The sequence below is a fragment of the Mycobacterium lacus genome (genome assembly GCF_010731535.1).
In the GTDB taxonomy this organism is placed as follows: domain Bacteria; phylum Actinomycetota; class Actinomycetes; order Mycobacteriales; family Mycobacteriaceae; genus Mycobacterium; species Mycobacterium lacus.
The window spans coordinates 4,176,448-4,200,495 of the sequence record NZ_AP022581.1 but is presented as its reverse complement, the minus strand read 5'-3'; the positions used below and the strand labels follow the sequence as shown (position 1 = coordinate 4,200,495).

At 66.5% G+C, this 24,048-nt stretch carries 20 protein-coding genes; 9 read left to right on the top strand and 11 right to left on the bottom strand.

What is annotated here, in order from left to right:
• Positions 1–27: 27 nt before the first annotated feature.
• Positions 28–4,233: an alpha-(1->3)-arabinofuranosyltransferase gene (locus G6N24_RS19365; RefSeq protein ID WP_085159939.1), complete on the bottom strand. Its 4,206-nt coding sequence runs from the start codon at positions 4,231–4,233 to the stop codon at positions 28–30.
• A gap of 61 nt (positions 4,234–4,294) precedes the next feature.
• Positions 4,295–4,468: a DUF2613 domain-containing protein gene (locus tag G6N24_RS19360; RefSeq protein WP_023369784.1), complete on the bottom strand. Its 174-nt coding sequence runs from the start codon at positions 4,466–4,468 to the stop codon at positions 4,295–4,297.
• A gap of 132 nt (positions 4,469–4,600) precedes the next feature.
• Between G6N24_RS19360 and G6N24_RS19355 the strand changes: the two genes are divergently transcribed.
• The 3 genes from G6N24_RS19355 (at position 4,601) to G6N24_RS19345 (ending at position 7,753) form a co-directional block, all read left to right on the top strand.
• Positions 4,601–5,764 (top strand): glycoside hydrolase family 3 N-terminal domain-containing protein, encoded by a 1,164-nt coding sequence (locus tag G6N24_RS19355; RefSeq protein WP_085159941.1) that lies wholly within the window; start codon positions 4,601–4,603, stop codon positions 5,762–5,764.
• A gap of 81 nt (positions 5,765–5,845) precedes the next feature.
• Positions 5,846–6,472, top strand: a complete 627-nt coding sequence (locus G6N24_RS19350; protein WP_085159943.1) for a TetR/AcrR family transcriptional regulator — start codon at positions 5,846–5,848, stop codon at positions 6,470–6,472.
• Positions 6,473–6,490: 18 nt separating this feature from the next.
• Entirely contained in the window at positions 6,491–7,753 is a 1,263-nt protein-coding gene (locus G6N24_RS19345; RefSeq protein WP_085159945.1) for a chloride channel protein, read from the top strand.
• Here G6N24_RS19345 and G6N24_RS19340 read toward each other — a convergent pair.
• Together G6N24_RS19340 and G6N24_RS19335 are read right to left on the bottom strand one after the other, a co-directional pair.
• Positions 7,707–8,552 carry a MaoC/PaaZ C-terminal domain-containing protein gene (locus tag G6N24_RS19340; RefSeq protein WP_085159947.1) on the bottom strand — a complete coding sequence of 282 codons (846 nt, stop codon included), beginning with the start codon at positions 8,550–8,552 and terminating at the stop codon, positions 7,707–7,709. The genes G6N24_RS19345 and G6N24_RS19340 overlap by 47 nt on opposite strands.
• 12 nt (positions 8,553–8,564) lie before the next feature.
• On the bottom strand, positions 8,565–9,941 hold the full coding sequence (locus G6N24_RS19335) for a 3-oxoacyl-ACP reductase (RefSeq protein WP_085159949.1): 1,377 nt from the start codon (positions 9,939–9,941) through the stop codon (positions 8,565–8,567).
• A gap of 109 nt (positions 9,942–10,050) precedes the next feature.
• Between G6N24_RS19335 and G6N24_RS19330 the strand changes: the two genes are divergently transcribed.
• Both G6N24_RS19330 and G6N24_RS19325 read left to right on the top strand, forming a co-directional pair.
• On the top strand, positions 10,051–11,364 hold the full coding sequence (locus G6N24_RS19330; protein ID WP_085159951.1) for an acetyl-CoA C-acetyltransferase: 1,314 nt from the start codon (positions 10,051–10,053) through the stop codon (positions 11,362–11,364).
• Positions 11,365–12,015: 651 nt separating this feature from the next.
• Entirely contained in the window at positions 12,016–13,035 is a 1,020-nt protein-coding gene (locus tag G6N24_RS19325; RefSeq protein ID WP_139822367.1) for an isoprenoid biosynthesis enzyme family protein, read from the top strand.
• A gap of 31 nt (positions 13,036–13,066) precedes the next feature.
• Here the strand turns inward: G6N24_RS19325 and G6N24_RS19320 are convergent, their stop codons facing one another.
• Complete coding sequence (locus G6N24_RS19320; protein WP_085159955.1) at positions 13,067–14,902, bottom strand: acyl-CoA dehydrogenase; 1,836 nt, start codon at positions 14,900–14,902, stop codon at positions 13,067–13,069.
• A 204-nt stretch (positions 14,903–15,106) separates the two neighbouring features.
• Here G6N24_RS19320 and G6N24_RS19315 point away from each other — a divergent pair, with 204 nt between their 5' ends.
• Complete coding sequence (locus tag G6N24_RS19315; RefSeq protein WP_139822368.1) at positions 15,107–15,307, top strand: hypothetical protein; 201 nt, start codon at positions 15,107–15,109, stop codon at positions 15,305–15,307.
• On the top strand, positions 15,304–15,792 hold the full coding sequence (locus tag G6N24_RS19310; protein WP_085159959.1) for a flavin reductase family protein: 489 nt from the start codon (positions 15,304–15,306) through the stop codon (positions 15,790–15,792). Before G6N24_RS19315 ends, G6N24_RS19310 begins: the two co-directional genes overlap by 4 nt.
• Before the next feature lie 119 nt (positions 15,793–15,911).
• On the opposite strand, the gene G6N24_RS19305 is transcribed toward G6N24_RS19310, so the two are convergent.
• The 5 genes from G6N24_RS19305 to G6N24_RS19285 all read right to left on the bottom strand — a co-directional run bounded on the left by G6N24_RS19305 (position 15,912) and on the right by G6N24_RS19285 (position 20,382).
• Positions 15,912–16,658: a succinate dehydrogenase/fumarate reductase iron-sulfur subunit gene (locus tag G6N24_RS19305; RefSeq protein WP_085159961.1), complete on the bottom strand. Its 747-nt coding sequence runs from the start codon at positions 16,656–16,658 to the stop codon at positions 15,912–15,914.
• Complete coding sequence (locus G6N24_RS19300; protein ID WP_085159963.1) at positions 16,658–18,574, bottom strand: fumarate reductase/succinate dehydrogenase flavoprotein subunit; 1,917 nt, start codon at positions 18,572–18,574, stop codon at positions 16,658–16,660. The genes G6N24_RS19305 and G6N24_RS19300 overlap by 1 nt, the downstream gene beginning before the upstream one ends.
• A gap of 44 nt (positions 18,575–18,618) precedes the next feature.
• Positions 18,619–19,440 carry a hypothetical protein gene (locus G6N24_RS19295; protein ID WP_085159965.1) on the bottom strand — a complete coding sequence of 274 codons (822 nt, stop codon included), beginning with the start codon at positions 19,438–19,440 and terminating at the stop codon, positions 18,619–18,621.
• 76 nt (positions 19,441–19,516) lie between these two features.
• Positions 19,517–19,813 (bottom strand): hypothetical protein, encoded by a 297-nt coding sequence (locus tag G6N24_RS19290; RefSeq protein ID WP_085159967.1) that lies wholly within the window; start codon positions 19,811–19,813, stop codon positions 19,517–19,519.
• 128 nt (positions 19,814–19,941) lie between these two features.
• Positions 19,942–20,382, bottom strand: a complete 441-nt coding sequence (locus G6N24_RS19285) for an Hsp20/alpha crystallin family protein (protein ID WP_085159969.1) — start codon at positions 20,380–20,382, stop codon at positions 19,942–19,944.
• Between the two features lie 214 nt (positions 20,383–20,596).
• Here G6N24_RS19285 and nirB point away from each other — a divergent pair, with 214 nt between their 5' ends.
• Both nirB and nirD read left to right on the top strand, forming a co-directional pair.
• The gene (gene nirB / locus G6N24_RS19280) at positions 20,597–23,173 is read left to right on the top strand and encodes a nitrite reductase large subunit NirB (RefSeq protein WP_085159971.1); all 2,577 of its coding nucleotides are present in this window, start codon (positions 20,597–20,599) and stop codon (positions 23,171–23,173) included.
• 13 nt (positions 23,174–23,186) lie between these two features.
• The gene (nirD, locus tag G6N24_RS19275) at positions 23,187–23,543 is read left to right on the top strand and encodes a nitrite reductase small subunit NirD (RefSeq protein WP_085159973.1); all 357 of its coding nucleotides are present in this window, start codon (positions 23,187–23,189) and stop codon (positions 23,541–23,543) included.
• A 25-nt stretch (positions 23,544–23,568) separates the two neighbouring features.
• Here nirD and G6N24_RS19270 read toward each other — a convergent pair whose 3' ends face one another.
• Complete coding sequence (locus tag G6N24_RS19270) at positions 23,569–24,018, bottom strand: TetR/AcrR family transcriptional regulator (protein ID WP_085159976.1); 450 nt, start codon at positions 24,016–24,018, stop codon at positions 23,569–23,571.
• Between the last annotated feature and the right edge of the window lie 30 nt (positions 24,019–24,048).

Here is a 24,048-nt window from a genome sequence, read left to right as displayed (position 1 = left end):
TCAACCAGCCGGTAAACCCGTAGCCAACTATTCGTCGCGGGGTCGGCGCGTGCGATCCGGCCGGCCGACCACCGAAGCGGCCAGCGCGGCGAGCGAAATCAGGGCCAGCAGTTGAACACTCGCGGAATGCCCGGCGTAGCCGTCGACCGAACGCCAGGGATGCCGGGACAACGCCGCCCCGGCCAGGATCAGCCCGCCTGCGCTCAGCGCGACGGTGACCCGGTCGCGCAGCCGCTCCCGGTTGCGCAGCGCGTACCGCAGACCAAAAGCGGTGCCGACCACCGCGACACCGGCCACACCGGCGATCACCGCGCCCACCCCCAGCACCGCTACGGCGGCCCAGGCCCCCGGCGTCCAGGGTCGTGGGGGCGGACCGTCGGAACCCCGGCGCCTGTACAGCGCCAGCAAGGCCAACAGCGGCAATAGCGCCAGGCCCACCGTCAGCCCCATCCGATACAGCGAATCGGCGGCAAACGTCAGCGTGATGGTGCCGGGGGCCCCGGCGGGCACCACCCAACCCTGCTGCCAGCCGTTGACGGCGACGGGCATCAGCCGAACGCCGGTACTGGTGCGCGCGACCCAGCCGGGATTGATGCTTTCGGGTATGACCAGGACCCGCGACGGGCCCGATCCGGGGGCGCGCACTTCCCGGCGGGTCGGGCCCCAAGCCTCGATCTGAGCGGAAACGGCTGCCGCGCTTGGCATCTCGGCCGCACCGACGACCGACAGCCGGGCCCCGTCGACCACGAACGCGGCGCCGGGGCTGATCAACAACTCCTGCCGCCCGGCCGGCAGCGGGATCGGCTCGCGGTCACACGGGAGCGCGGCAACCGGCTCGCCGTCCAGCAGCGCACCCACCGTGGTCCGGATCGAGGTGTGGACAAACCGGCCCGCGATCGCAATGACCGGGCCCCGGTCGCAGTCGACGGCGATCTCGCGTGCGCGGTTGCGGGCGGCGTCGGCGGCCGCGATCGGGTTGCCGTCGGCGCCCAGGGCCACGACATCGGCGAGCCCCGGCGGCTTGAGCTGGTCGAAGCCCAGCGCGTTGCGGTCGATGATGTCTTCCCAGTCCAGCAGGCTGATGGTGACCGTGTCGGTGACGCGGGGCCGCAACGACAGCACCTGCGCCGCACCGTTCGGCCGCACCGCACGCACCTGTGGGCCGTCGCCCAGGTTCACGGCCACCATCGTCGGGTGGGCGGGCAATGTCGACCGGCTGGGGGTCAGCCGCAGCCCGGCCACCTCGGTGGCTTGCGGCAGGGTGAGGGTGAGGGTCGGCGGGGTCTTGTGTTGCACGACCCGCTGCGGCGCGGTCCACGCGGTGGCCGGATCGCCGTCGGTGGCCGCGTAGGCCGAGCCGAGGATGTCGATGACGTCGGAATCACCGCGGGCCCGCGTCGTTCCCGGCTCGGCGATCAGATCGGCCAGCATGGGGCCTTGCCGCGGCCGCACCCAGACCAGCGGGGTCACCGGCACCGGGCTGGGCACGGTCAGCGTGCGGCTGAAATTGACCGGTTCTTCGGGGGAGAGCGCCATCGACGCCGCGCACCGCACGCCGTCGGGAGCCCGGGCGCAGCCCGGTCGGCCCAGCAGTTCCGATCCCAGGTCCCACCGGGCGATCGCCGAACCCGGCGGCGGCCCGGGCACCAGCGCGGTGTGCCGCAGATCGACCGGATGGGCGAATCCGGACGCGTCATACTGCGTGACCGACAGGTCGGTGATGCCGAACTGCACCCCCGCGGACCCGTCGTCGGTGGCGGCCGCGGTGATGCGCACCCACGGGGTTTCGCCGTAGGGCAGCGCCGCGGTGAGCGGCTTTCCGGCCTCGTCGAACCGCAGGGTGGTGCTGCCGTTGACGGTCTCGATCAGGATGCGGCGGACCTGGGCCCCGACGGCGGTTGCGCTGGGTGTCAGCGTGATGACGGCGTTGGTCACCGGGTGGTCGAAATCCACCCGCAGCCACTGCCCGACGGCGGCCTGCAGCGCGTTGGACACCCACGCGGTCGCCGGGTCGCCGTCGATGGCGGCGGCGGGTGAGGTCGCCGGAGCCACGTCGGGCATCGCGGTGGAGTCCGACGACGAGCTCGACGCGGTGATCCGGCCGCCGGTCCAGGCGCCGACGACCATCGCCGCGCCCGGGACCGGGTAGTCGGGCACGCGGTTGTAGCTGTGCCGGGCGTCGTCGGCCGCGCGGATTGCCGACGAATGCTGGTCCACCCGGCCGTAGTCGGTCTCGCGCGCCACCGGGGTGTCGGTGACGGTCACCAGGGGTGTCGGCAGGCCGACGGCCCGAGCGTCCGAGGTCATCAGCACCGGACCCAGCGGCGGCTGGCCCAGCAGCCGGCGGCGTTCGTCGAGCCGCAGCAGGACTTCGGGCCCGCCGTCGACGCGCGGCAGCCGGTCGGCGTCGGCGAAGTAGGGCACGCCGGGATCACCGGCCCCGCCGACGCGATAGATCTCTACCGCCGGGTACCGGGGTCGCAGTCCGCCGTCGGCGACGAAGCCCGGCACCGATCCCGGACCCACCGGCGCACCGAACTCCGCCACCTTCGTCAGCCCCGGCGAGCCCGCAAGCGCGCGGTGTACCAGGATCGGGCGGGCCGAGCGCGACGTCTCGGGATCCAGGTCGTTGCGCACCACCACATAGGAAATGCCTTGCCGGGCAAGGGTATCGGCCAGTCCAACCGATGGCTGTCCGGCCGCGAAGAGACGTTGCACCGAATCCAGTGCCCGGATCGTTTGCGGCGGGGTCAACGGGATCGAGTCACGCACGCCCCATGGGCCGGCGCCGAGCACTTGCAGCGGCTCGTCGTGGCTGGTGCCCCACACCTGGGTGGCGAACGGCGCCCCCGGGACCACCAGCGCGCGCCCCGGGCTGGGCGATCCGGCATTGTGCTCGCTGAGCCAATCGGCGGCGTCGTGCCAGTACCGGGGTATCGCGCTGAACGTGCCGGGCGGGGCGAGCCGACCGGTCCAGGCCAGCGAGGTCCCGATCATCAGCGCGGTCAGGACCACGACGGCGACCGCGACCCGTTTGTCGCGCTCGGGATGGGCGAACGCGCGTCGCCACACCGCGGACGGCGCGCTGCCCGGCAGCGGGATCCGGCCCAGCAACTGGGCCAGACCGAGCACCAGCGGAATCCGGAGCAGCGACTCCACCTTGTGCACGTTGCGCAGCGGCGCGCCGCGGGCATCCAGGAACACCTGAACCTGGTGGGCCACCGGCGAGCCCAGCCCGCCGCCGTACCCGACGGCCAGCAGCACCACCCCGATCAACAGCATCGTCACCAGCCGACCCCGCGCCGGCATCCCGGGCGTGGCCAGCCCGGCCAGTCCGGCCGCCGCAACCAGACAAGTGGCCAGGATGGCCACCGATCCGGTGACCAGCGGCGCGCCCGCGGTCGCGGTGGGCGCCACGAACGGCGTCCAGCTGTCGGTGCCGCGCAGCATCTCGACTAGCGACGACCACTGCGTCGTTACGCCGGAGGATTCGATGAAGTCAAGAAAGGGGGGACTGACCTCGCGCAGCAGCACCAGCCCCACCACCCACCAGAGCATCGCCAGGGCGAGGCTCAACGACCACCACGCGGTATAGCGCCACCACAACCGACTTGGCCGGTGACAAGCCCACCAGACCAGCGCGGGAAGACAACCCGCCAGGGTCGCGATGGCGTTGACGGCACCCATCAACGCCACCGCCAGGCCGGCCTGCGCGGCCAGCGCCCGCACCGACCGATTTGGGGCGGCCCCCGCCGCCGGCCGCAACGCGAGAATGGCGGGCAGCAACACCCAGGGCGCCAGCATGATCGGCAGGGTCTCCGACGAGATCGACCCCAGCGTGGTCAGCACCCGCGGCGACAGCGCGAACGCCGCCGCGCCGAGCACGCGTGAGGTCGGGCTGCCGATTCCCAGCGCCTCGGCGACCCGCAGCAGCCCCCAGAAACCCACGGTGAGCAGCAGCGCCCACCACAGCCGCTGCGTTATCCATCCGGGCAGCCCCAGCAGGTGCCCGATCAGGAAGAAGGAGCCATGGGGAAACAGGTAGCCGTAGGCCTGGTTCTGCGCCTGGCCGAACGGCAGCTCGCTGTTCCACAGGCTGGTCGCGCGGGCCAAGAAGCGCAGCGGGTTGGCGGTGAGGTCGAGTTTGGTGTCGGGGGAGACCTGCCCGGGGGATTGGGCGAACGTCAACGCCAGCGCGATCGCGGAAACCAACAGCAACCACCGGCGTGACAACGGCTGCGGGTGTGAGCCCGGTCCCGTTTGCGCCGCCGCCCGCGCCGCCGTTGTCGCCGGGCTAGCTACGGTTGCCGTACTCGACCCGGTTGAGCACTGACGACGACGGATCTCCCCCGGGGAGTGGTGGCTTCGTGTCCTGCTGCACCATCAGGGTGATTCCGAAGATCGCGGCCGCGCCCAGCAACAGACCAACCACAACGCTCGCGGCGGCGGGCGCAACGATCCGGTTCATCCGATGGCTCCTTGGGCTTGCGGTCGTGGTCAAACCTAGCAGAACAGCGCCCCGGGCTTGTGAGACCGAATGTCAGGGCGCGGCTCCTGCCCCGAGCCCCGCGATGAAACGCCACCGTGACAGCATGTCCGGATGGCTTTTCCGCGCACCCTGGCCACGCTCGCCACGCTGTCGGCGGTGCTGGCGGTGGCCTGCGGCCACCAAGATGCACGCAGCGCGCCGTCGAAGTCGCCCGCCGGCCCGGTTCCCGTAGCCGTTCCGGCGCCGCCGGTCTGCGCGGAGCCGACCGCCGTGCCGGCGACCCTGTCCAGCCGCGACAAGCTGGCGCAGCTGCTGATGGTGGGGGTGCGTAACGCGGCCGACGCTAAGGCCGTCGTCACCACCTACCACGTCGGCGGAATCATGATCGGCAGCGACACCGACCTGTCGATGTTGACCGACGGCGCACTGGCCGAGCTGGCGGGCGGCGCCGGGCCGCTGCCGCTGGCGGTGAGCGTCGACGAAGAAGGCGGGCGGGTGTCGCGGCTGAAATCGCTGATCGGGAATTCGCCGTCGGCCCGGGTGCTCGCCCAGACCCAATCGGCCGACCAGGTCTACAACGTGGCGCTCGAGCGTGGCCGCAAGATGAAACAGCTTGGCATCACCATCGACCTCGCCCCAGTGGTCGACGTGACCGATGCCGCCGACGACACCGTGATCGGGGACAGGTCGTTCAGCGGCGACCCGGGCAAGGTCACCGCCTACGCGGGTGAGTATGCGCGGGGCCTGCGCGATGCCGGGCTGCTTCCGGTGCTCAAGCATTTCCCAGGGCACGGACGTGCGTCCGGCGATTCACACAAGAACGGCGTCATCACCCCTGCGCTGAGCGACCTGCAGAGCGTCGACCTGGTGCCCTACCGGGCCCTGGTGACCGCGGCCCCCGTCGGGGTGATGCTCGGTCACCTGCAGGTTCCCGGACTGACCGGCGACCAACCGGCCAGCCTGAGCGCAGCCGCGGTGCAGTTGCTGCGCAGCGGCACCGGTTACGGCGGACCGCCGTTCGACGGCCCGGTGTTCAGCGACGACCTGTCCGGCATGGCCGCGATCTCCGACCACTATGGCGTGGCCGACGCGGTGCTGCACAGCCTGCAGGCCGGCACCGACGTCGCGCTGTGGGTCTCCACCGCCGAGGTGCCCGCGGTCCTGGATCGGCTGGAGAAGGCGCTGGCCGCCGGCGAATTGACGACGCCGAACGTCGATGCGTCCGTGGTGCGGGTGGCGACGATGAAGGGCCCCAGCCGGGTGTGTGGCCGCTGAAGCGTGTGCGCCCGCGGCGCCATTGCTTACCCTGGAGTCAGGTAAACGTGCGAGGGGCCTGACGGGGCCTAAGGGGACGCAATGGCAGGTGGTACCAAACGGCTGCCGCGTGCCATCCGCGAGCAGCAGATGCTCGACGCCGCCGTACAGATGTTCTCGGTCAACGGCTATCACGAGACCTCGATGGACGCCATCGCCGCCCAAGCGCGGATCTCCAAGCCGATGCTCTACCTGTACTACGGCTCCAAAGAGGACCTGTTCGGCGCCTGCCTCGACCGCGAGATGAGTCGCTTCATCGACGCGGTGCGCGCCGGGATCGATTTCCAGCAGAGCCCAAAAGACATGCTGCGCAACACGATTGTGTCGTTTTTGCGCTACATCGACGCCAACCGGGCGTCGTGGATCGTGATGTACACCCAGGCGACGAGCTCGCAAGCATTCGCCCAGACGTTGCGTGAGGGACGCGAGCAGATCATCGAACTGGTCGCCGGGCTAGTGCGGGCCGGCACCCGCAGCCCGCGCCCCGACGCCGAAATCGAAATGATGGCCGCGGCTCTGGTGGGCGCGGGGGAGGCGGTGGCCAACCGGCTCAGCACCGGCGACACCGACGTCGACGAGGCGGCCGAGCTGATGATCAACCTGTTCTGGCTCGGCCTCAAGGGCGCGCCCGCGGATCGGGAAGTCGGCCCCAACCTCTTCACCGGCTAAATCGTCTAGATTCGTGCGGTGGCTCGATTGCCCCGCGGCAGCAACCTCGACTTCTTTTGTGCGGTCGTCATCGTCGGCCTGCTGGCCGGGCTCGCCGGGTTGTCGACAACGCTGGTGCTGCGCTTCGTCGAGCACCTCACGTACCACTACACCTTCGGCTCGCTGCTCGTCGGGGTCACCGGGAGCAGCCCGGTCCGCCGCGCGGTGGGTCCGATGGCCGGCGGCGCGCTGGCGGCGGCCGGCTGGTGGATTCTGCGGCGCAGAGCCCGGGTGCCACCGGTGGCGGAAACCATCGCCCGCCATGAGCGGATCCCGCGGCTGTCGTGGAGCGTCGATGCCGTGCTACAAGTGGTGTTGGTCGGCTCGGGTGCCTCGCTGGGGCGGGAAGGGGCGCCACGCCAATTCGCCGCGGCCCTAGGTGATTTGGCCACCGGATGGCTGAAGCGGCTGTCGCCGCGCGACCGTGAGATCCTGCTGGCGTGCGCGGCCGGGGCCGGGCTCGGCGCGGTCTACGCCGTCCCGCTGGGTGGTGCGCTTTTCGCGGTGCGGATCATGCTGGACACCTGGCATCCGCGAGCGCTGGGCGCGGCGTTGATCAGCTCGAGCCTGGCCGTCGCGATCGGCTCGACCATCACCCACGATCAGCCCGAGCTGGACTGGCCCAGTGTGGAGTCGTCGTATCTGCTGACTGCCCACGGATTGCTATTGGCGCCGCTGACGCTGGCGGTGGGTTTGGCGTTCAACCGGGTCATGGCGGCCGCGCGCCCGGCCAGCCCGATGCGGACCTGGGTGCTGATCCCCGCGCTCGCGGCCGCGGGATTGCTCACCGGAATCTGTTCGCACCGGTGGCCCGAACTGCCCGGCAACGGCAAGAGCATCCTGACGGTCAGCCTGGCCTCCGGCATGGGGGGCATGACGCTGTCGGCGGCGGCGGCGATCCTGGTCCTGAAACCGCTACTGACCGCGCTGTTCCTGCGTGCCGGCGGCGCCGGCGGGATGCTCACGCCGTCGCTGGCCACCGGCGCGGCGGCGGGATCGTTGCTGGTGCTGTCGATCAACTCGGCGGCCGGGACGCACCTGCACGTGCCGGCCGTATCCCTGGCCGGTGCCGCCGGGGTGCTCGCGGTCACCCAGGGGTCACCGATCTGGGCGGCGATCTTCGTCTGGGAGCTCGCCCACCCGCCGGTGTGGCTGCTGTTGGTCTTCCTGCTCACCGCGGTCGGCTCGCATGGGCTCAAAGCAGCGCTCGAACGGCACCGGTCAGGTGCGGGTATCCCTTAGACATATTGCGCAACGTGAGATCCCACCCGTCACCACATTGTTCGACATAGAGTCCTGCCGTGGCCGGCAGCACCACCGGCTTGGCGAACCGCACCGAATAGCGAACCGCGTCCGGAAACCGAGCCTCGATGTTCGCCAATACCGCTGCGGCACTGAACATCCCGTGCGCAATGACGGTCGGGAACCCGAACAACCTCGCGGCGATCGGGTTGGTGTGGATCGGGTTGTGATCGCCTCCCACGACGGCGTAGCGGCGGATCTTGCCAGGCGTGATCCGCAGGACGACGCCGGGCGGGGGCAGCTTCGGCTGCTTCTGCGGCGGCGGTTTGGGTTCGTCGGACAGGCTGGTGCGTTGCTGGTGCAGGAAGGTGGTCACCTGGTGCCACGCGGGGTCGTTGCCGACGCTGACGTCGGTCACCAGGTCGACTAGCAGACCCTTCCGGTGTTCACGCAGGTTCTCGGCATGCACCCGGACGCCGACCGTGTCGGTGACCGCGATCGGGCGGTACTGCGTGATGTCGTTCTCGACGTGCACCGCACCCATTGCGGCAAAGGGAAAATCGAACCCGGTCACCAGCGACATCACGGACGGGAAGGTCAACGCGAACGGATAGGTCAGCGGTACGGTGTTGCCGTAGCGCAGGCCGGTCACCGACGCGTAGGCCGCCACGTTCGTGTGGTCGATGGGTAGTTCCTCGACGGTCACCGTCCGGTTTGGCAGCTGGTCTGTCCGGGGCACCACGGGCAATGCCCCGGCCGCCGCGCGCAGCAGGTTTTTCAGGCCGCTTGGTTGGTTCACAGCTCTCCTCGGTTAGGCGCCGATCATGGCCTGGCCGCAAACGCGAATGACGTTGCCGGTCACCGCATTTGACGCTGGGCTGGCGAAGTAGGCGATGGCTTCGGCGACGTCGATGGGCTGTCCGCCCTGCAGCAGCGAATTCAGTCGGCGCCCCACCTCGCGGGTGGCCAGCGGGATGGCGGCGGTCATTTGGGTTTCGATGAACCCCGGTGCGACCGCGTTGATCGTGATGCCCTTCTCCGCGAGTGCCGGTGCCAGCGCCTGGGTGATGCCGATCATCCCGGCCTTGGTGGTGGCGTAATTGGTCTGCCCGCGGTTGCCCGCGATCCCGGCGATCGACGACAGCCCGATCACCCGGCCACCCTCACCGATGGTCCCGTTGTCGACCAGCCCTTCGGTAAGCCGCAGTGGGGCAAGCAGATTGACGGCGATGACGGCATCCCAGCGGGCGTCATCCATGTTGGCCAGCAGCTTGTCGCGGGTGATGCCGGCATTGTTGACCAGGATGTCGGCCCGTCCGCCGTAGTGGTCGCGCAGGTGCTCGGTGATCTTGTCGACGGCGTCGTCGGCGGTGACGTCGAGCCACAGCGGGGTGCCCCCGACGACGCTGGCGGTTTCGGCGAGGGCATCCTCGGCGGACTCCACATCGATCGCCACGACGCGGGCGCCGTCGCGGGCAAACACCTCGGCGATCGTCCGACCGATGCCGCGGGCCGCGCCCGTCACGACCGCGGTCTTGCCGTCCAGCGGGCGGTCCCAGTCCGCCGGTGGGGTGGAGTCGGCGGCGCCGACGTAGAAAACCTGGCCGTCGACGTACGCCGACTTGGCCGACAGGATGAACCGCATGGTCGATTCCAGGCCGGTCGCAGCCGGTTTGGCGTCCGGCGCGAGATACACCAGCGCCGCGGTGGAGCCATGGCGCACTTCCTTGGCCAACGAGCGGGTGAAGCCCTCCAGCGCGCGCTGGGCGATCCGCTCGTGGGTGCTGGCCGCCGCTTCGGGCGTGGTGCCGACGACCGCGACGCGCGCGCAGCGACCCAGGTTGCGCAGCACCGGCGTGAAGAATTTGTAGAGACCGTCGAGTCCGGCCGGCGTCGTGATGCCCGTGGCGTCGAAGACGAGCCCGCCGAACGAGTCGGCCCAGCGGCCGCCCAGGTTGTTGGTGACCACGTCGTAGTCGTTGTCCAGCGCCGCCCGCAGCGCCTCGGCCACCCTGCCCGGCTGGTCTGGGGGACCTCCGATCAGCAGGGATCCGGCCAGCGGCGGATCGCCTTGACGATAGCGGCGCAGCGTCTCGGGTTGCGGAACGCCGAGTTGTCTGGCCACGAACGATCCGGGGCCGGAGTTGACAACCTGTGAGAACAGATCGGACGAGCGCTTGGGGGCCACTGGGTTGCCTTCCGTGTCTGAGACGAACTTACTTCAGAGTAAGAACAGTGGTTAGTATTGCCCGCAGAGGCGAATACCCAAAACTAACCCCCGACTAGCGGAGACAAACGTGGCCCCTGCAAGTTCTGAGCCGAGGCGGCGCGTCGCCGTACTGGGCGGAAACCGCATCCCGTTCGCGAGATCAGACCGCGCCTACGCCGAGGCGTCCAACTACGACATGTTCACCGCCGTGCTCAGTGGGCTCCTCGACCGGTTCGGGCTTGCCGGCCAGCGGCTGGGGATGGTGGTCGGCGGGGCCGTGCTCAAGCACAGCCGCGACTTCAACCTGATGCGTGAATGCGTGTTGGGCTCCGAGCTCTCGCCCGACACGCCCGCGGTCGACCTGCAGCAGGCCTGCGGCACCGGCCTGCAGGCGGCGATCGTTGCGGCGGACGGCATCGCAGCCGGCCGCTTTGACGTGGCCGCCGCCGGCGGGGTGGACACCACGTCTGACGCGCCGATCGCCCTAGGCGACGACCTGCGTCGCACCCTGCTGAAGTTGCGACGCTCGAAGTCCAACGTGCAACGGCTGAAGTTGGTGGGCACGCTGCCCGCCAACCTCGGGATCGCGATACCGGCCAACAGTGAGCCGCGAACCGGGCTGTCAATGGGTGAGCACGCCGCCATCACCGCCAAGCAGATGGGCATCAAGCGCGTCGACCAAGATCAGCTGGCCGTCGCCAGCCATCGCAACATGGCCGACGCCTACGACCGGGGTTTCTTCGACGACCTGATCACGCCGTTTTTGGGTCTGTACCGCGACGATAACCTGCGCCCCGACGCCAGCGTGGAGAAGCTGGCCGCGCTGCGCCCGGTATTCGGGGTGAAGGCCGGCGACGCGACGATGACGGCGGGCAATTCGACCCCGTTGACCGACGGCGCCTCCGTCGCGCTGCTGGCCACCGAGCAGTGGGCGGCGGACCACTCACTGACGCCGCTGGCTTACTTCGTGGATGCCGAAACGGCCGCGGTGGATTACGTCAACGGAAACGACGGCCTGTTGATGGCGCCCACCTACGCGGTGCCCCGGCTGCTCGCCCGCAACGGGCTGAGCCTGCAGGACTTCGACTTCTACGAAATCCACGAGGCGTTCGCTTCGGTAGTCCTGGCGCATCTGCAGGCCTGGGAGTCCGAGGAGTACTGCAAGGAGCGCCTGGGCCTCGATGCCGCGCTGGGGTCGATCGATCGGTCCAAGCTCAACGTCAACGGTTCGTCATTGGCTGCCGGGCACCCCTTCGCGGCCACCGGCGGGCGAATTCTCGCTCAGACGGCCAAGCAGATCGCTGAGAAGAAGGCCGAGCAAAAAGCCGGCAAGCCCGTTCGGGGGCTGATTTCAATCTGCGCTGCGGGTGGCCAGGGTGTGGCCGCGATTCTGGAAGCCTGACGCCAGGCCGCATGAAATTTCCTCACTGGGTGGGTTAGTAACACGGCGATGTGGGTATCCCCACGCTCGGATAGCCCCGTGTTGTGGTCTGACCCCCCGACCCCGACGGCAACGCGGGGCAATCCCTGGATCGACCGCCGGTCGGCGGATGCACGACGGGCGCACGAAAAGGGCCGCCGCCGGAATGAGGGGATCCAGCGGCGGTCTTTTCGCCAACGCGCATCCTTCACGGGACATCCCCGAACGATCCCCTCCTGACTTTTCCGGAGGCGTTGGCGACGAGTCGGCGAACCCAAGTTAGCCCCGCACGGGTGACCGTCGGGCGACTGGGCTGGTCGCCGCGGGCCGGCGGGCGGGCTCGTGGCGCCGGCAGCCTTTGCTTTCGTGTGGCGGCCGGTTCGCTGCTGTGTTAGCGTGGGCGCTCTCGTAAGGATCCTTACGGAATAATGATCAAGCGAAAGGGCACAATCTATGCGTGCGACCACAATGTCCTTGCAGGACCAATTCGAGGAAGTCATGTCTGGTTTGGGTGGGACGCAAGGATTGCCGGAGCTGAGTCGCGTTAAGCAGGCGCTCGATCTGTCGAACGAGCCAGTGAAACCGCTTTTACCATGGTGAGCTTGGGGTGTCGCTAGGCCGGACGAGGCGTTCATGATCGATGAACGCCTCGCCAATTTTAGCCCGCCGAAGTTTCCCGGTGATGACGAATTGCCGGAGCCCGAGCCGCTGCCCGCTGGCCTCATAGCCGTTTCTACGGAATTCCCTTGGTCGGAAGTGTCGCGCGCGGCACGTGAATTTCTCGCTGAGCGACTTAAGTCCGATGCGTTTACGTCGTCACAATTGGAGCCTTATCGCGATGCAGGATATGGCACCACGAGTGGCTTCTTTTACTTGCCGATCCAGCAGGCTATTGAATGGGGAATCGCGGATCGAAATCTCCTTGAGCGCATCTGCTTAGCTACCGCATTGAGCCACTTTCATTATTTCTGGCAAGACAAGTTGATCGACGAAGCATCGGCAGATGCGATCATGTGTTTGATTGCAAGCGAGGCACTTTCGGCATCGCTCGACCTGTTGTGTGACATTGATCCGAATAACTCGCGGCTATACCGTGTCCTGCACACCAAGTATTACGCGCGCTATGTGGCCGCGATCATCCGGGATCTCAAGCACCGTGGAGTTCCGAAGAAATATACGCCGGCCGAAGTCCTCGGACTAGGAGATAAGGCCGCATCACTTATGCTCCCCCTTCAACTGGTGGGGAATTTGGCCGGGAAGACCAGTTCGATCGAACGCATTATCGAGGTGTTCATTCGATTTTCGACCGGCTTTCAATTAATAGATGACCTCGCCGACGCGGAAGAGGATGCTTCAGAGGGAAATCTGACTTGGCCGCTCACCGTTGCGGTCGAGGTATATCCAGAAATCTCGCTAGCGGATGCAGAGTCCGTTCGCGCAGCGATTGTGGGCAGCGGCGTAGATAGGGCGAGCCTAGCGCTTGCTCACAGGGTTTTCTCGCATGTCAGGGACGAAGCATCACGCCTTGGTGCCCAGTGTTTGTCAGATCTCGGCAGCGTATGGGTAAAGCGGGCCGCGAGTCAGCTCACCGCCGCGGAGGCGAACTTCGCCCGCATTCTTGGCGATCGACCGCTGAAATCGACCGGCAATTGACCCCGGTTAATCGCTGAGGGAGGCCGCCACGTTAGAACGCGGCCTCGTCGAGCTCCATGATGTCGTTGTCCAGCGTCTCGATCACCTCGCGGGTGCTGGTCAACAGCGGCAAGAAGTTTTTCGCGAAGAACGACGCCACCGCGACCTTGCCCTCGTAGAAGGACCGCTCGTCGCCGGTGGCACCCGCGTCAAGCGCCGCCACAGCCACCGCGGCCTGACGTTGCAGCAACCAGCCGATGATCAAATCGCCGACGCTCATCAGGAAGCGCACCGAACCCAGGCCCACCTTGTAGAGGCTGGTGACGTCCTCCTGAGCGGCCATCAGATAGCCAGTGAGCGAAGCCGCCATCGCCTGCACGTCGGTCAGCGCCTTGGCCAGCAGCGCGCGTTCGGTCTTCAACCGGCCGTTACCGGACTCGCTGTCGATGAACTCCTGGATCTGGCTCGACACGTGGGCCAGCGCCACACCCTTGTCACGAACGATCTTGCGGAAGAAGAAGTCCTGCGCCTGGATGGCGGTGGTGCCTTCGTACAGCGAGTCGATCTTGGCGTCCCGGATGTACTGCTCGATCGGGTAGTCCTGCAGGAAGCCAGAGCCACCCAGGGTCTGCAGGCTTTCGGTGAGTTTCGCATAGGCCTGCTCGGAGCCCACACCCTTGACCACCGGCAGCATCAGGTCGTTGACCTTGACGGCCAGCTTGGCGTCCACACCGTGCACCGCCTCGGCGACCGCCGCGTCCTGGAAGGTGGCGGTGTAGAGGTAGAGCGCACGCAGCCCCTCGGCGTAGGCCTTCTGCGTCATCAGGGACCGGCGCACGTCGGGGTGATGCGTAATCGTCACCCGGGGCGCGGTCTTGTCGGTCATCTGGGTCAGGTCGGCACCCTGCACGCGGGACTTCGCGTATTCCAGCGCGTTCAGGTAGCCGGTCGACAGCGTGGCGATCGCCTTGGTGCCGACCATCATGCGCGCCTGCTCGATGACCTCGAACATTTGCGCGATGCCGTTGTGCACCTCGCCGACCAGCCAGCCCTTGGCGGGCACGCCGTGCTGACCCAGTGACAGCTCACAGGTCGCCGAGACCTTCAGGCCCATCTTGTGCTCGACGTTGGTGACGAAGACGCCGTTACGCTCGCCCAGCTCGCCGGTCTCGAAGTCGAACAAGAACTTGGGCACGAAGAATAGCGACAGGCCCTTGGTGCCCGGCCCGGCACCCTCCGGGCGCGCCAGCACCAGGTGGAAGATGTTCTCGAACAGGTCACCGGAGTCACCCGAGGTGATGAACCGCTTGACCCCGTCGATGTGCCAGGAGCCGTCCTCTTGTTGCACGGCCTTGGTCCGGCCGGCACCCACGTCCGAGCCGGCGTCCGGCTCGGTGAGCACCATCGTCGAACCCCAGCCGCGCTCGGCGGCCAGCACTGCCCACTTCTTCTGTTCCTCGGTGCCGAGGTGGTAGAAGATGTTGGCGAAGCCCGCGCCGCCGGCGTACATCCACACCGCGGGGTTGGCACCCAAAAGGTGCTCGTGCAGCGCCCACACCAGCACCTTGGGCATCGGCATGCCACCGAGTGCCTCGTCGATGCCGGCCTTGTCCCAGCCGGCTTCCAGCACCGCGTTGACCGAGTCCTTGAAAGCCTCCGGCAGCGTCACCGAGTGGGTCGTCGGGTCGAAAACCGGCGGGTTGCGATCGCCCTCGACGAACGACTCCGCGACCGGTCCCTCGGCCAGTCGGCTGACCTCGGCAAGCATTTCGCGGGCGGTGTCGGCGTCCAGATCGCTGTACGCGCCTTCGCCTAAAGCCTTGTCAACGCCCAACACCTCAAACAGATTGAACACCTGGTCGCGGACGTTGCTCTTGTAGTGGCTCACTACGGTCCTCCTCGTTGAGAATGCCACCTCGGTGGTTGGGTACTCGGGCTAAGTTACCCACCAGTAACGCCGATAAAATATATCGGTCGCATTGCTGGATGCAAGCCAATGTGAGCTACATTTCACTGGCTAACTAACCAACCGGTTGAATTGCACCGGTCGAGTCCGGTGGCGGCCCTGCTACCTGCGACGATGATGTGCGAGATGGCAAGTGTGCGCGACGTCACGGTCCTTCCACTCGCGCGTCGGCTGTTCGAGCTGCCGCAGGCGAACAACGACGCCATCGCGAAATGTGCCCGCCGAACCGACGACCCGTGGGATGTGGCCGCCGCGCACGGACAGTCGCCGGGTAGGGTCCCATACGAGAATTCCGTTCTCGGCTCAAGAGGCGAAGAAGTCCGGTGAACTCGAACAGCAATCTGACACCTTCCTCACTCCGTGAGGCCTTCGGCCACTTCCCCACCGGGGTGGTGGCCATCGCAGCCCAGGTCGATGGAGTGCGGGAAGGCCTGGCGGCCAGCACCTTTGTGCCTGTATCGTTGGAACCGCCGCTGGTGTCGTTTTGCGTGCAGAACACCTCGACGACATGGCCAAAGCTGAAGGGCGTGCCGATGTTGGGCATCAGCGTGCTGGGTGAGGCCCACGACGCCGCGGTGCGCACCCTGGCCGCTAAGACCGGGGACAGGTTCGCCGGCCTGGAGACGGTGTCCACCGGCAGCGGCGCGGTCTTCATCAAGGGCACGGCCTTATGGCTGGAGAGCGCGATCGAGCAACTGATCCCGGCCGGGGATCACACCATCGTGGTGCTGCGGGTCAGCCAGGTCACGGTGGACTCCGCCGTGGCGCCAATCGTGTTCCACCGCAGCGAATTTCGCCGGCTCGGTGTCTGACGACAACCCGGGGCCACGGTAGCGATCGAGTCTGCGGCCAGGGCGGGCAGGTCCGGCGGAGGCGCGCGCTGGCCGCAGACTCGCTGCCGTGATCGCAGGCTCGGCGTGCCCCGCCCCCGTCAGCGGCGGAACAGCTTGTTGCCCAGCCACACCATCGGGTCATATTTGCGGTCGGCGACTCGCTCCTTCATCGGGATCAGCGCATTGTCGGTGATCTTGATGTTTTCCGGGCACACCTCGGTGCAGCACTTGGTGATGTTGCAGTAGCCCAGGCCGTGCTCCTCCTGCGCCTGGTTGCGCCGGTCCCGCGTATCCAGCGGATGCATCTCGAGCTCGGCAATTCGCATCAGGAAGCGCGGCCCGGCGAACGCCTCCTTGTTCTCCTCGTGGTCGCGGACCACGTGACACACGTTTTGGCACAGGAAGCACTCGATGCACTTGCGGAACTCCTGCGAGCGCACGACGTCGACTTGTGCCATCCGGTATTCGCCGGGCTGCAGCTCTTTTGGCGGCGCGAAGGACGGGATCTCGCGTGCCTTCTGGTAGTTGAACGAGACGTCGGTGACCAGGTCGCGAATCACCGGGAAGGTTCGCATCGGGGTGACGGTGACGATCTCGTCCTCCGCGAATGTCGACATCCGGGTCATGCACATCAGTCGGGGCTTGCCGTTGATCTCCGCCGAGCAGGATCCGCACTTGCCCGCCTTGCAATTCCAGCGCACCGCGAGGTCCGGCGTCTGGGTCTGCTGCAGCCGGAGGATGACGTCAAGCACGACCTCGCCCTCGTTGACCTCGACGGTGAAATCGCGAAGTTCGCCGCTGGTCTCGTCGCCGCGCCACACCCGCATGCTCGCGTTGTAGGTCATTAGCCTCTCCGTCCTGGATGCCCGGCCAGCTCTTCGTCGGTGTAGTACTTCTCCAGCTCCGAGATCTCGAAGAGCTCCAGCAAGTCCGGTCGCATGGGTATCTGCGGCTGCCGGGTGATGCTGACGCGGGCACCGCTGGTTTCGCTGTTATCGACGCGGCACACCAGCAAGGTTTTGCGCCAGTTGGCGTCCATGCCGGGGTGGTCGTCGCGGGTGTGGCCGCCGCGGCTTTCGGTGCGTTCCAGCGCAGCCCTGGCCACGCACTCGCTGACCAGCAGCATGTTGCGCAGGTCGATGGACAGATTCCAGCCCGGGTTGTACTGGCGATGCCCCTCGACTTGCACGTGCTGGTATCGCCCCCACAGCTCGTTCAGCAGCGTCAACGCCTTCTGGATCTCGTCGGCATTGCGGATGATGCCGACCAGGTCGTTCATCAGGTACTGCAAGTCCATGTGCAGCGCATACGGATTCTCCGGTGCTGAACCGTCTTTCGGCCCTTCGAAGGGGCGAAGGGCCTGCTTTGCCGCGGCGTCGACAGCGTCCTGCGATGCTGCCGGACGGCTACTCAGCGCGCGCACGTAGTCGGCGGCGCCCAGGCCGGCCCGCCGGCCGAAGACCAGCAGATCCGACAGCGAGTTTCCGCCGAGCCGGTTGGAGCCGTGCATGCCGCCGGAGCATTCGCCGGCGGCGAATAGACCCGGAACCGTGGCCGCACCGGTGTCGGCATCGACCTCGACACCGCCCATCACGTAGTGACAAGTAGGCCCGACTTCCATTGGCTGCGAAGTGATATCGACCTCGGCCAACTCCATGAACTGGTGATACATTGACGGCAATCGCCGCTTGATCTCCGCGGGCGTCAAACGCGAAGCGATGTCGAGGTAGACCCCGCCATGCGGGGTGCCGCGGCCGGCTTTGACCTCCGAGTTGATCGCGCGCGCAACCTCGTCACGCGGCAACAGGTCCGGAGTGCGACGGGCGGAGTCGTTGTCCTTGAGCCACTGGTCGGCCTCTTGCTCCGTTTCGGCGTACTGGCCTTTGAACACCGGCGGGATGTAGTCGAACATGAACCGCTGGCCCTCGGAATTCTTCAGCACCCCGCCGTCACCGCGAACACCTTCGGTGACCAGGATCCCCTTTACACTCGGCGGCCACACCATGCCCGTCGGGTGGAACTGGACGAACTCCATGTTGATCAGCGTCGCGCCGGCGCGCAGCGCCAACGCGTGGCCGTCGCCGGTGTACTCCCAAGAGTTCGACGTCACCTTGAACGACTTCCCGATCCCGCCGGTGGCCAGCACCACCGCGGGGGCCTCGAACAAGACGAACCGGCCGCTCTCGCGCCAATAGCCGAACGCGCCGGCGATCGCGTCACCGTCTTTGAGCAGCTCGGTGATCGTGCATTCGGCGAACACCTTGATGCGTGCCTCGTAGTCGCCGAGTTCGGCGTGATCCTCCTGTTGCAGCGAGACGATCTTTTGCTGCAACGTGCGGATCAGCTCCAGCCCGGTGCGGTCACCCACGTGCGCCAGCCGAGGGTAGGTGTGCCCGCCAAAGTTTCGCTGACTGATCCGGCCGTCTTCGGTGCGGTCGAAGAGTGCGCCATAGGTCTCCAGCTCCCACACCCGGTCCGGCGATTCCTTGGCGTGCAGTTCGGCCATCCGCCAGTTGTTCAGGAACTTCCCCCCGCGCATCGTATCGCCAAAGTGAGTCTGCCAATTGTCCTTGGGATTGGCGTTACCCATCGCCGCCGCCGCGCCGCCCTCGGCCATCACCGTGTGGGCCTTGCCGAACAGGGACTTGCACACCACCGCGACTTTCAAGCCGCGCTCGCGGACCTCGATGACCGCCCGCAGTCCCGCGCCGCCGGCACCGATCACGACCACGTCGTAGGAGTGCCGTTCGACCTCAACCATTGAAACCTCGCTCAGCTATTTCTGGGTAATCCTGAAATGGCATGTCAGCCAATAAATCTGAGATCCGTGATGCTGCCGCTAGCCACCAGCATGATGTAGAAGTCGGTGAGTGCCAGCGTTCCTAACGTAATCCACGCGAATAGCATGTGCCGGGTGTTCAGCTTGCTGACCTGTGTCCAGATCCAGTACCGCACTGGGTGTTTAGAGAAATGCTTTAGCCGACCACCGGTGACGTGCCGGCACGAATGGCACGAGACGGTGTAACACCACAGCAGCAGCACGTTGACTACCAAAATGACGTTGCCCAAACCGAAGCCGAAACCAGAGGGAGAATGAAACGCCACTGTCGCGTCGTACGTGTTGATTACTGACACCACCGTTGCGACGTAGAAGAAGTATCGGTGGCTGTTCTGGACTATCAAGGGAAGCCGGGTCTCACCGGTGTAATGGACCCGAGGTTCGGGCACAGCGCACCCGGTCGGCGACTGCCACACCGATCGGTAGTAGGCCTTGCGGTAGTAGTAGCAGGTAATCCGGAATCCGAGCAGGAACGGTAATACCAGCATTCCCAACGGAATCCACCACGGGAAATGACCAAACCAGACACCCAGGTGGCTGGCACCGGGCTCGCATGACGAGCTCACGCATGGCGAGTAGAAGGGCGTCAGGTAGTGGTATTTATCCACCCAGTAGTTGCTACCCCAGAAGGCGCGGGTGGTGGCGTAGATGATGAACGCTGAAAGGCCGATATTGGTTACCAGCGGCGACAACCACCAGCGGTCGGTGCGTAGCGTCCTTTCCGGTATTTGGGCCCGGGTGGGTGAGAAAACGCCGGATGCAGGACGGTTCGCCGTGGGTGCGCTCATCTATTGACCTCTTCGCGTGTTATCTCGTCGAAGGGTACACAGACAGACGGCCCACTATTTAGGGGGGCTTCGTTGATCAGTACCGGCTGTGACCTCCGACACCCTCGTCGTCGACATCGCGCCAGAAGTCGCGGTCGTACTCGGTGTCGGGAATGATGATCTTCTCGCTTGACTGCTGCGCCGTGGCGCGATCGAGGTCCAATTCAGACGCGTCGGTATCGAGTAATTGGACGTCACTGAGGATCCGGTCGGCATCGATGACAATGCGACGCGTCGCCGGATTGTCGCCGTATCGCGCCTTCAGCGAGCTCACACACCGCCGCAAGCTGCCGATCAGGTCGTGAAGTTCGGCAAGTTCAGGGGTGGCGGACAATGGATGCTCCCTAGGCCGGCGATGTTGCGGGGTGTCACTGATCACAATACGCGCGCCGCGCCGAGAAGACGTGAAAGCCCCCGACACGCCGTGCGTGCGGGGGCTTTCACGTCTTCTCGCGCCAGCGGTTACTTGGTGATCTCGATGCGTCGCGCCCGAGAACCTGCATACGCGCCGTTGACCCGAACGGTCAACACGCCGGCGTCATACGAAGCCGTGACGGCCTCGCTGGTGACATGCGCGGGCAACTGGAACGATCGGCGGAACGATCCGTACCGGATCTCACGCAGGGTGCGGCCGTGGTTGTCCTCCGCGTGCTCGTCGCGGTGTTCGCCGTGGATTACCAGGCGGCCACGGTCCACCTCGACGTTCACGTCCTTTTCGACGTCAACCCCGGGCAGTTCCACGCGGACGACGGCGTCCTCGCCATCCTTGACGATCTCGGCGGCCGGGCTGAAGTCGCTGGTCAGAGGCTTGTACCAGTCCAGCACCGAGGCAGGGCCGAAAAAGTCGCGCAGCCAGCGGTCGGTGTCCCAGGCCGGGCGAGACCACAATGCGAGGTTGCTCATGGGCTTCTCCTTATGTTTCCGTGTGAATTTGCTGTGGCCGGCGCGACCCCGGCCGGCTACTTGTACAAACCTGAGTCGACTACGCTTAAGTTCCACCTGGGCGTTCGCCATAAGCGAACACCTTCACACAGGAGGTTGCCAGGCGTGAGCACGACGTCATAAGCGCGTCACATTGCGCGACATTTCGGCAATATCGCGTTCCTAACCTCTAGTCATGCCTCCAGTCGGGAACCCGCGCGCGCGTGGCGCCAGCCGCCGCCTGGTCGTGGTGGGGCATGGCATGGTGGGCCATCGACTCGTCGAGGCGCTCCGCGCCCGTGACGCCGAGGGCTCCTGGCAGATCACCGTGCTGTCCGAGGAGGCCGACGCGGCCTATGACCGCGTCGGTCTGACCGCGTACACCGAAAGCTGGGACCGGAGCCTGATGGCACTGCCCGGTAACGACTACCCCGGTGACGACCGGGTTCGGCTACTGCTGAATACGCCCGTCGCCGAGATCGATCGCGCGGCAAAATCGGTGGTCACCGTGGACGGTGAACGGCATAGCTACGACACCCTGGTACTGGCCACCGGCTCCTACGCTTTCGTTCCTCCGGTGCCCGGCCACGACCTGCCCGCCTGCCACGTCTACCGCACGCTCGACGACCTCGACGCCATCCGCGCCGACGCCCAGCGCGCGCTGGATTCCGGTCATGCCCGCGCGGGGGTGGTCATCGGCGGCGGCCTGCTCGGCCTGGAGGCCGCCAATGCGTTGCGCCAGTTTGGATTACAGACGCATGTGATCGAGATGATGCCGCGGTTGATGGCCCAACAGATTGACGAGGCGGGGGGCGCGCTGCTGGCCCGGATGATCACCGACCTCGGCATCGCGGTGCATGTTGGAACGGGTACGGAATCGATTGAATCCGTTGAGCATCCGGATGGCTCGACGTCGGTGCGGGTGCGAGTGCGCGACGGTCTGAACGAGAAGGTCATCGACGCAGGCCTGGTGGTCTTCGCCGCCGGCATCCGGCCACGCGACGAGTTGGCGAGGGCGGCCGGGCTGACAATCGCAGACCGGGGTGGTGTGCTCACCGATTTGTCTTGCCGGACAAGCGATCCCGACATCTACGCCGTCGGTGAGGTCGCGGCGATCGAGGGGCGGTGCTACGGCCTGGTCGGGCCCGGTTACACCAGCGCCGAGGTGGTGGCGGACCGGCTGCTGGACGGCGCGGCGGAATTTCCGGAAGCGGACCTGTCGACAAAGCTCAAACTGCTGGGCGTCGACGTCGCCAGCTTCGGTGACGCGATGGGGGCGACCGAGAACTGCCTCGAGGTCGTCATCAACGACGCGGTGAAGCGTACTTACGCCAAACTGGTGCTCTCCGACGACGCCAAGACTCTGCTCGGTGGCGTGCTGGTGGGCGATGCCTCCTTGTATGGTGTCTTGCGGCCCATGGTCGGCGGCGAGCTGCCCGGGGATCCGCTGGCGCTCATCGCACCGGCGGGTTCTGGTGACGGCGTTGCCGGCTTGGGCGTTGGAGCGCTGCCGGATTCGGCACAGATCTGCTCGTGCAACAACGTCACCAAGGGCGACCTGAGGTCCGCGATCGCCGATGGGTGTGGCGAGGTTCCCGCGCTCAAGGCGTGCACCGCGGCCGGCACGTCGTGCGGGTCGTGCGTGCCCCTGCTGAAGCAGCTGCTCGAAGCCGAGGGCGTGGAACAGTCCAAGGCGCTGTGCGAGCACTTCAGCCAGTCGCGAGCCGAGCTTTTCGAGATCATTTCCGCCACCGAAATCCGGACCTTCTCCGGGCTGCTGGAGCGCTTCGGCCGCGGAAAGGGTTGCGACATTTGCAAACCCGTCGTCGCCTCGATCCTGGCGTCGACCGGCTCCGACCACATTCTCGACGGCGAGCAAGCCTCGCTACAGGATTCCAACGACCACTTCCTGGCCAACATCCAAAAGAACGGCAGCTACTCGGTGGTGCCCCGGGTGCCCGGCGGTGACATCAAGCCGGAGCATCTGATTCTGATCGGCCAGATCGCGCAGGACTTCGGCCTGTACACCAAGATCACCGGCGGCCAGCGGATCGATATGTTCGGCGCCCGTGTGGATCAGCTGCCGCTGATCTGGAAGCGGCTTGTCGACGCGGGCATGGAATCGGGTCACGCCTACGGGAAGGCGGTGCGCACCGTGAAGAGCTGCGTGGGCAGCGACTGGTGCCGTTACGGCCAGCAGGATTCCGTGCAGCTGGCCATCGATCTGGAACTGCGCTATCGCGGCCTGCGGGCACCGCACAAGATCAAGATGGGTGTCTCCGGGTGCGCGCGCGAGTGTGCCGAGGCGCGCGGCAAGGACGTGGGCGTCATCGCCACCGAGAAGGGCTGGAACCTCTACGTCGGCGGCAACGGCGGCATGACCCCCAAACATGCGCAGCTGCTGGCCAGAGACCTCGACACCGAGACGCTGATCCGTTACATCGACCGGTTCCTGATGTACTACATTCGCACCGCCGACCGGCTGCAGCGCACCGCGCCGTGGATGGAATCGCTGGACGGCGGGCTCGATCACGTGCGCGAGGTCGTCTGCGACGACTCGCTGGGCCTCGCCGCGGAATTCGAGGCCGCGATGCAGCGGCATGTGCAGAACTACAAGTGCGAGTGGAAGGGCGTGCTGGAGGATCCCGACAAGCTGTCGCGGTTCGTCTCCTTTGTCAACGCCCCGGACGCCGTCGATTCGACGGTGACCTTCACCGAACGCGCCGGGCGCAAAGTGCCTGTGCTCATTGGCATCCCGCGGGTCAGATCGTAGACAGGGAGTAATCGTGACACTTCTCAACGACATTCAGGTATGGACGACCGCCTGCGACTACGATCACCTCATCCCCGGGCGCGGTGTCGGTGTGCTGCTCGACGACGGCAGCCAGGTGGCGTTGTTCCGGCTAGACGACGGATCGGTGCACGCGGTCGGCAATGTCGACCCGTTTTCCGGCGCGGCGGTGCTGTCACGCGGGATCGTCGGCGACCGCGGAGGCCGCGCCACGGTTCAATCGCCGATCCTGAAGCAGGCTTTCGCGCTCGACGACGGCAGCTGCCTGGACGATCCGAGGATTTCGGTGCCGGTCTACCCGGCGCGCGTCACGCCCGAAGGCTACGTCCAGGTCGCCCGGATCACCGCCTAGGCTAAGAGACCCAGACCCAGCTGAGCTAGCCAATATTGCCGACGAGGTAGCGCTGCATCGTCGGGCCGATGGCGTCGACGAGCGCCTCCACCGACATCGAGTGCAGCGGTTCTGAGCGCACCCCGTAGCGCATGATGCCCAGGCCGACGAGCTGAGAGGCGCACAACGATGCCCGGATGGCGATCTTGTCGGCCCCCAGCATCTTGAGCAGCGGATTGAAGACCGGCCCGATGAACATTGACTGAACAATTTCCGCGGTCTTGGCCAGCCCGGTGGATGCAACGGCGCTGGCAGCAAAGGGGCCACCACCGGCGGCATCCCACGTTGTAATCAGCAGGTACAGCGTTCGGCGACCCACCTGATTAACGCTGCCGGTGACGATACGGTCGATGAACTCCGGTGTGTCGAAGGGCAAACGCAGCATCTTGGCCACCGGATCGAGGAGCCCACGCGAGTGCTGTTCGTGACGGGCCATCCTGCCAGGATCACCCGGATGCCGCAGAAG

Excerpts from the sequence above, each read along its gene's own strand:
- G6N24_RS19355 (WP_085159941.1), top strand. The coding sequence starts at position 4,601 with ATGGCTTTTCCGCGCACCCTGGCCACGCTCGCCACGCTGTCGGCGGTG.
- G6N24_RS19295 (WP_085159965.1), bottom strand. The coding sequence starts at position 19,440 with ATGAGCGCACCCACGGCGAACCGTCCTGCATCCGGCGTTTTCTCACCC.
- G6N24_RS19315 (WP_139822368.1), top strand. The coding sequence starts at position 15,107 with ATGGCAAGTGTGCGCGACGTCACGGTCCTTCCACTCGCGCGTCGGCTG.
- G6N24_RS19360 (WP_023369784.1), bottom strand. The coding sequence starts at position 4,468 with ATGAACCGGATCGTTGCGCCCGCCGCCGCGAGCGTTGTGGTTGGTCTG.
- G6N24_RS19305 (WP_085159961.1), bottom strand. The coding sequence starts at position 16,658 with ATGACCTACAACGCGAGCATGCGGGTGTGGCGCGGCGACGAGACCAGC.
- G6N24_RS19325 (WP_139822367.1), top strand. The coding sequence starts at position 12,016 with ATGATCGATGAACGCCTCGCCAATTTTAGCCCGCCGAAGTTTCCCGGT.
- G6N24_RS19350 (WP_085159943.1), top strand. The coding sequence starts at position 5,846 with ATGGCAGGTGGTACCAAACGGCTGCCGCGTGCCATCCGCGAGCAGCAG.
- G6N24_RS19285 (WP_085159969.1), bottom strand. The coding sequence starts at position 20,382 with ATGAGCAACCTCGCATTGTGGTCTCGCCCGGCCTGGGACACCGACCGC.
- G6N24_RS19270 (WP_085159976.1), bottom strand. The coding sequence starts at position 24,018 with ATGGCCCGTCACGAACAGCACTCGCGTGGGCTCCTCGATCCGGTGGCC.
- G6N24_RS19300 (WP_085159963.1), bottom strand. The coding sequence starts at position 18,574 with ATGGTTGAGGTCGAACGGCACTCCTACGACGTGGTCGTGATCGGTGCC.
- nirB (WP_085159971.1), top strand. The coding sequence starts at position 20,597 with ATGCCTCCAGTCGGGAACCCGCGCGCGCGTGGCGCCAGCCGCCGCCTG.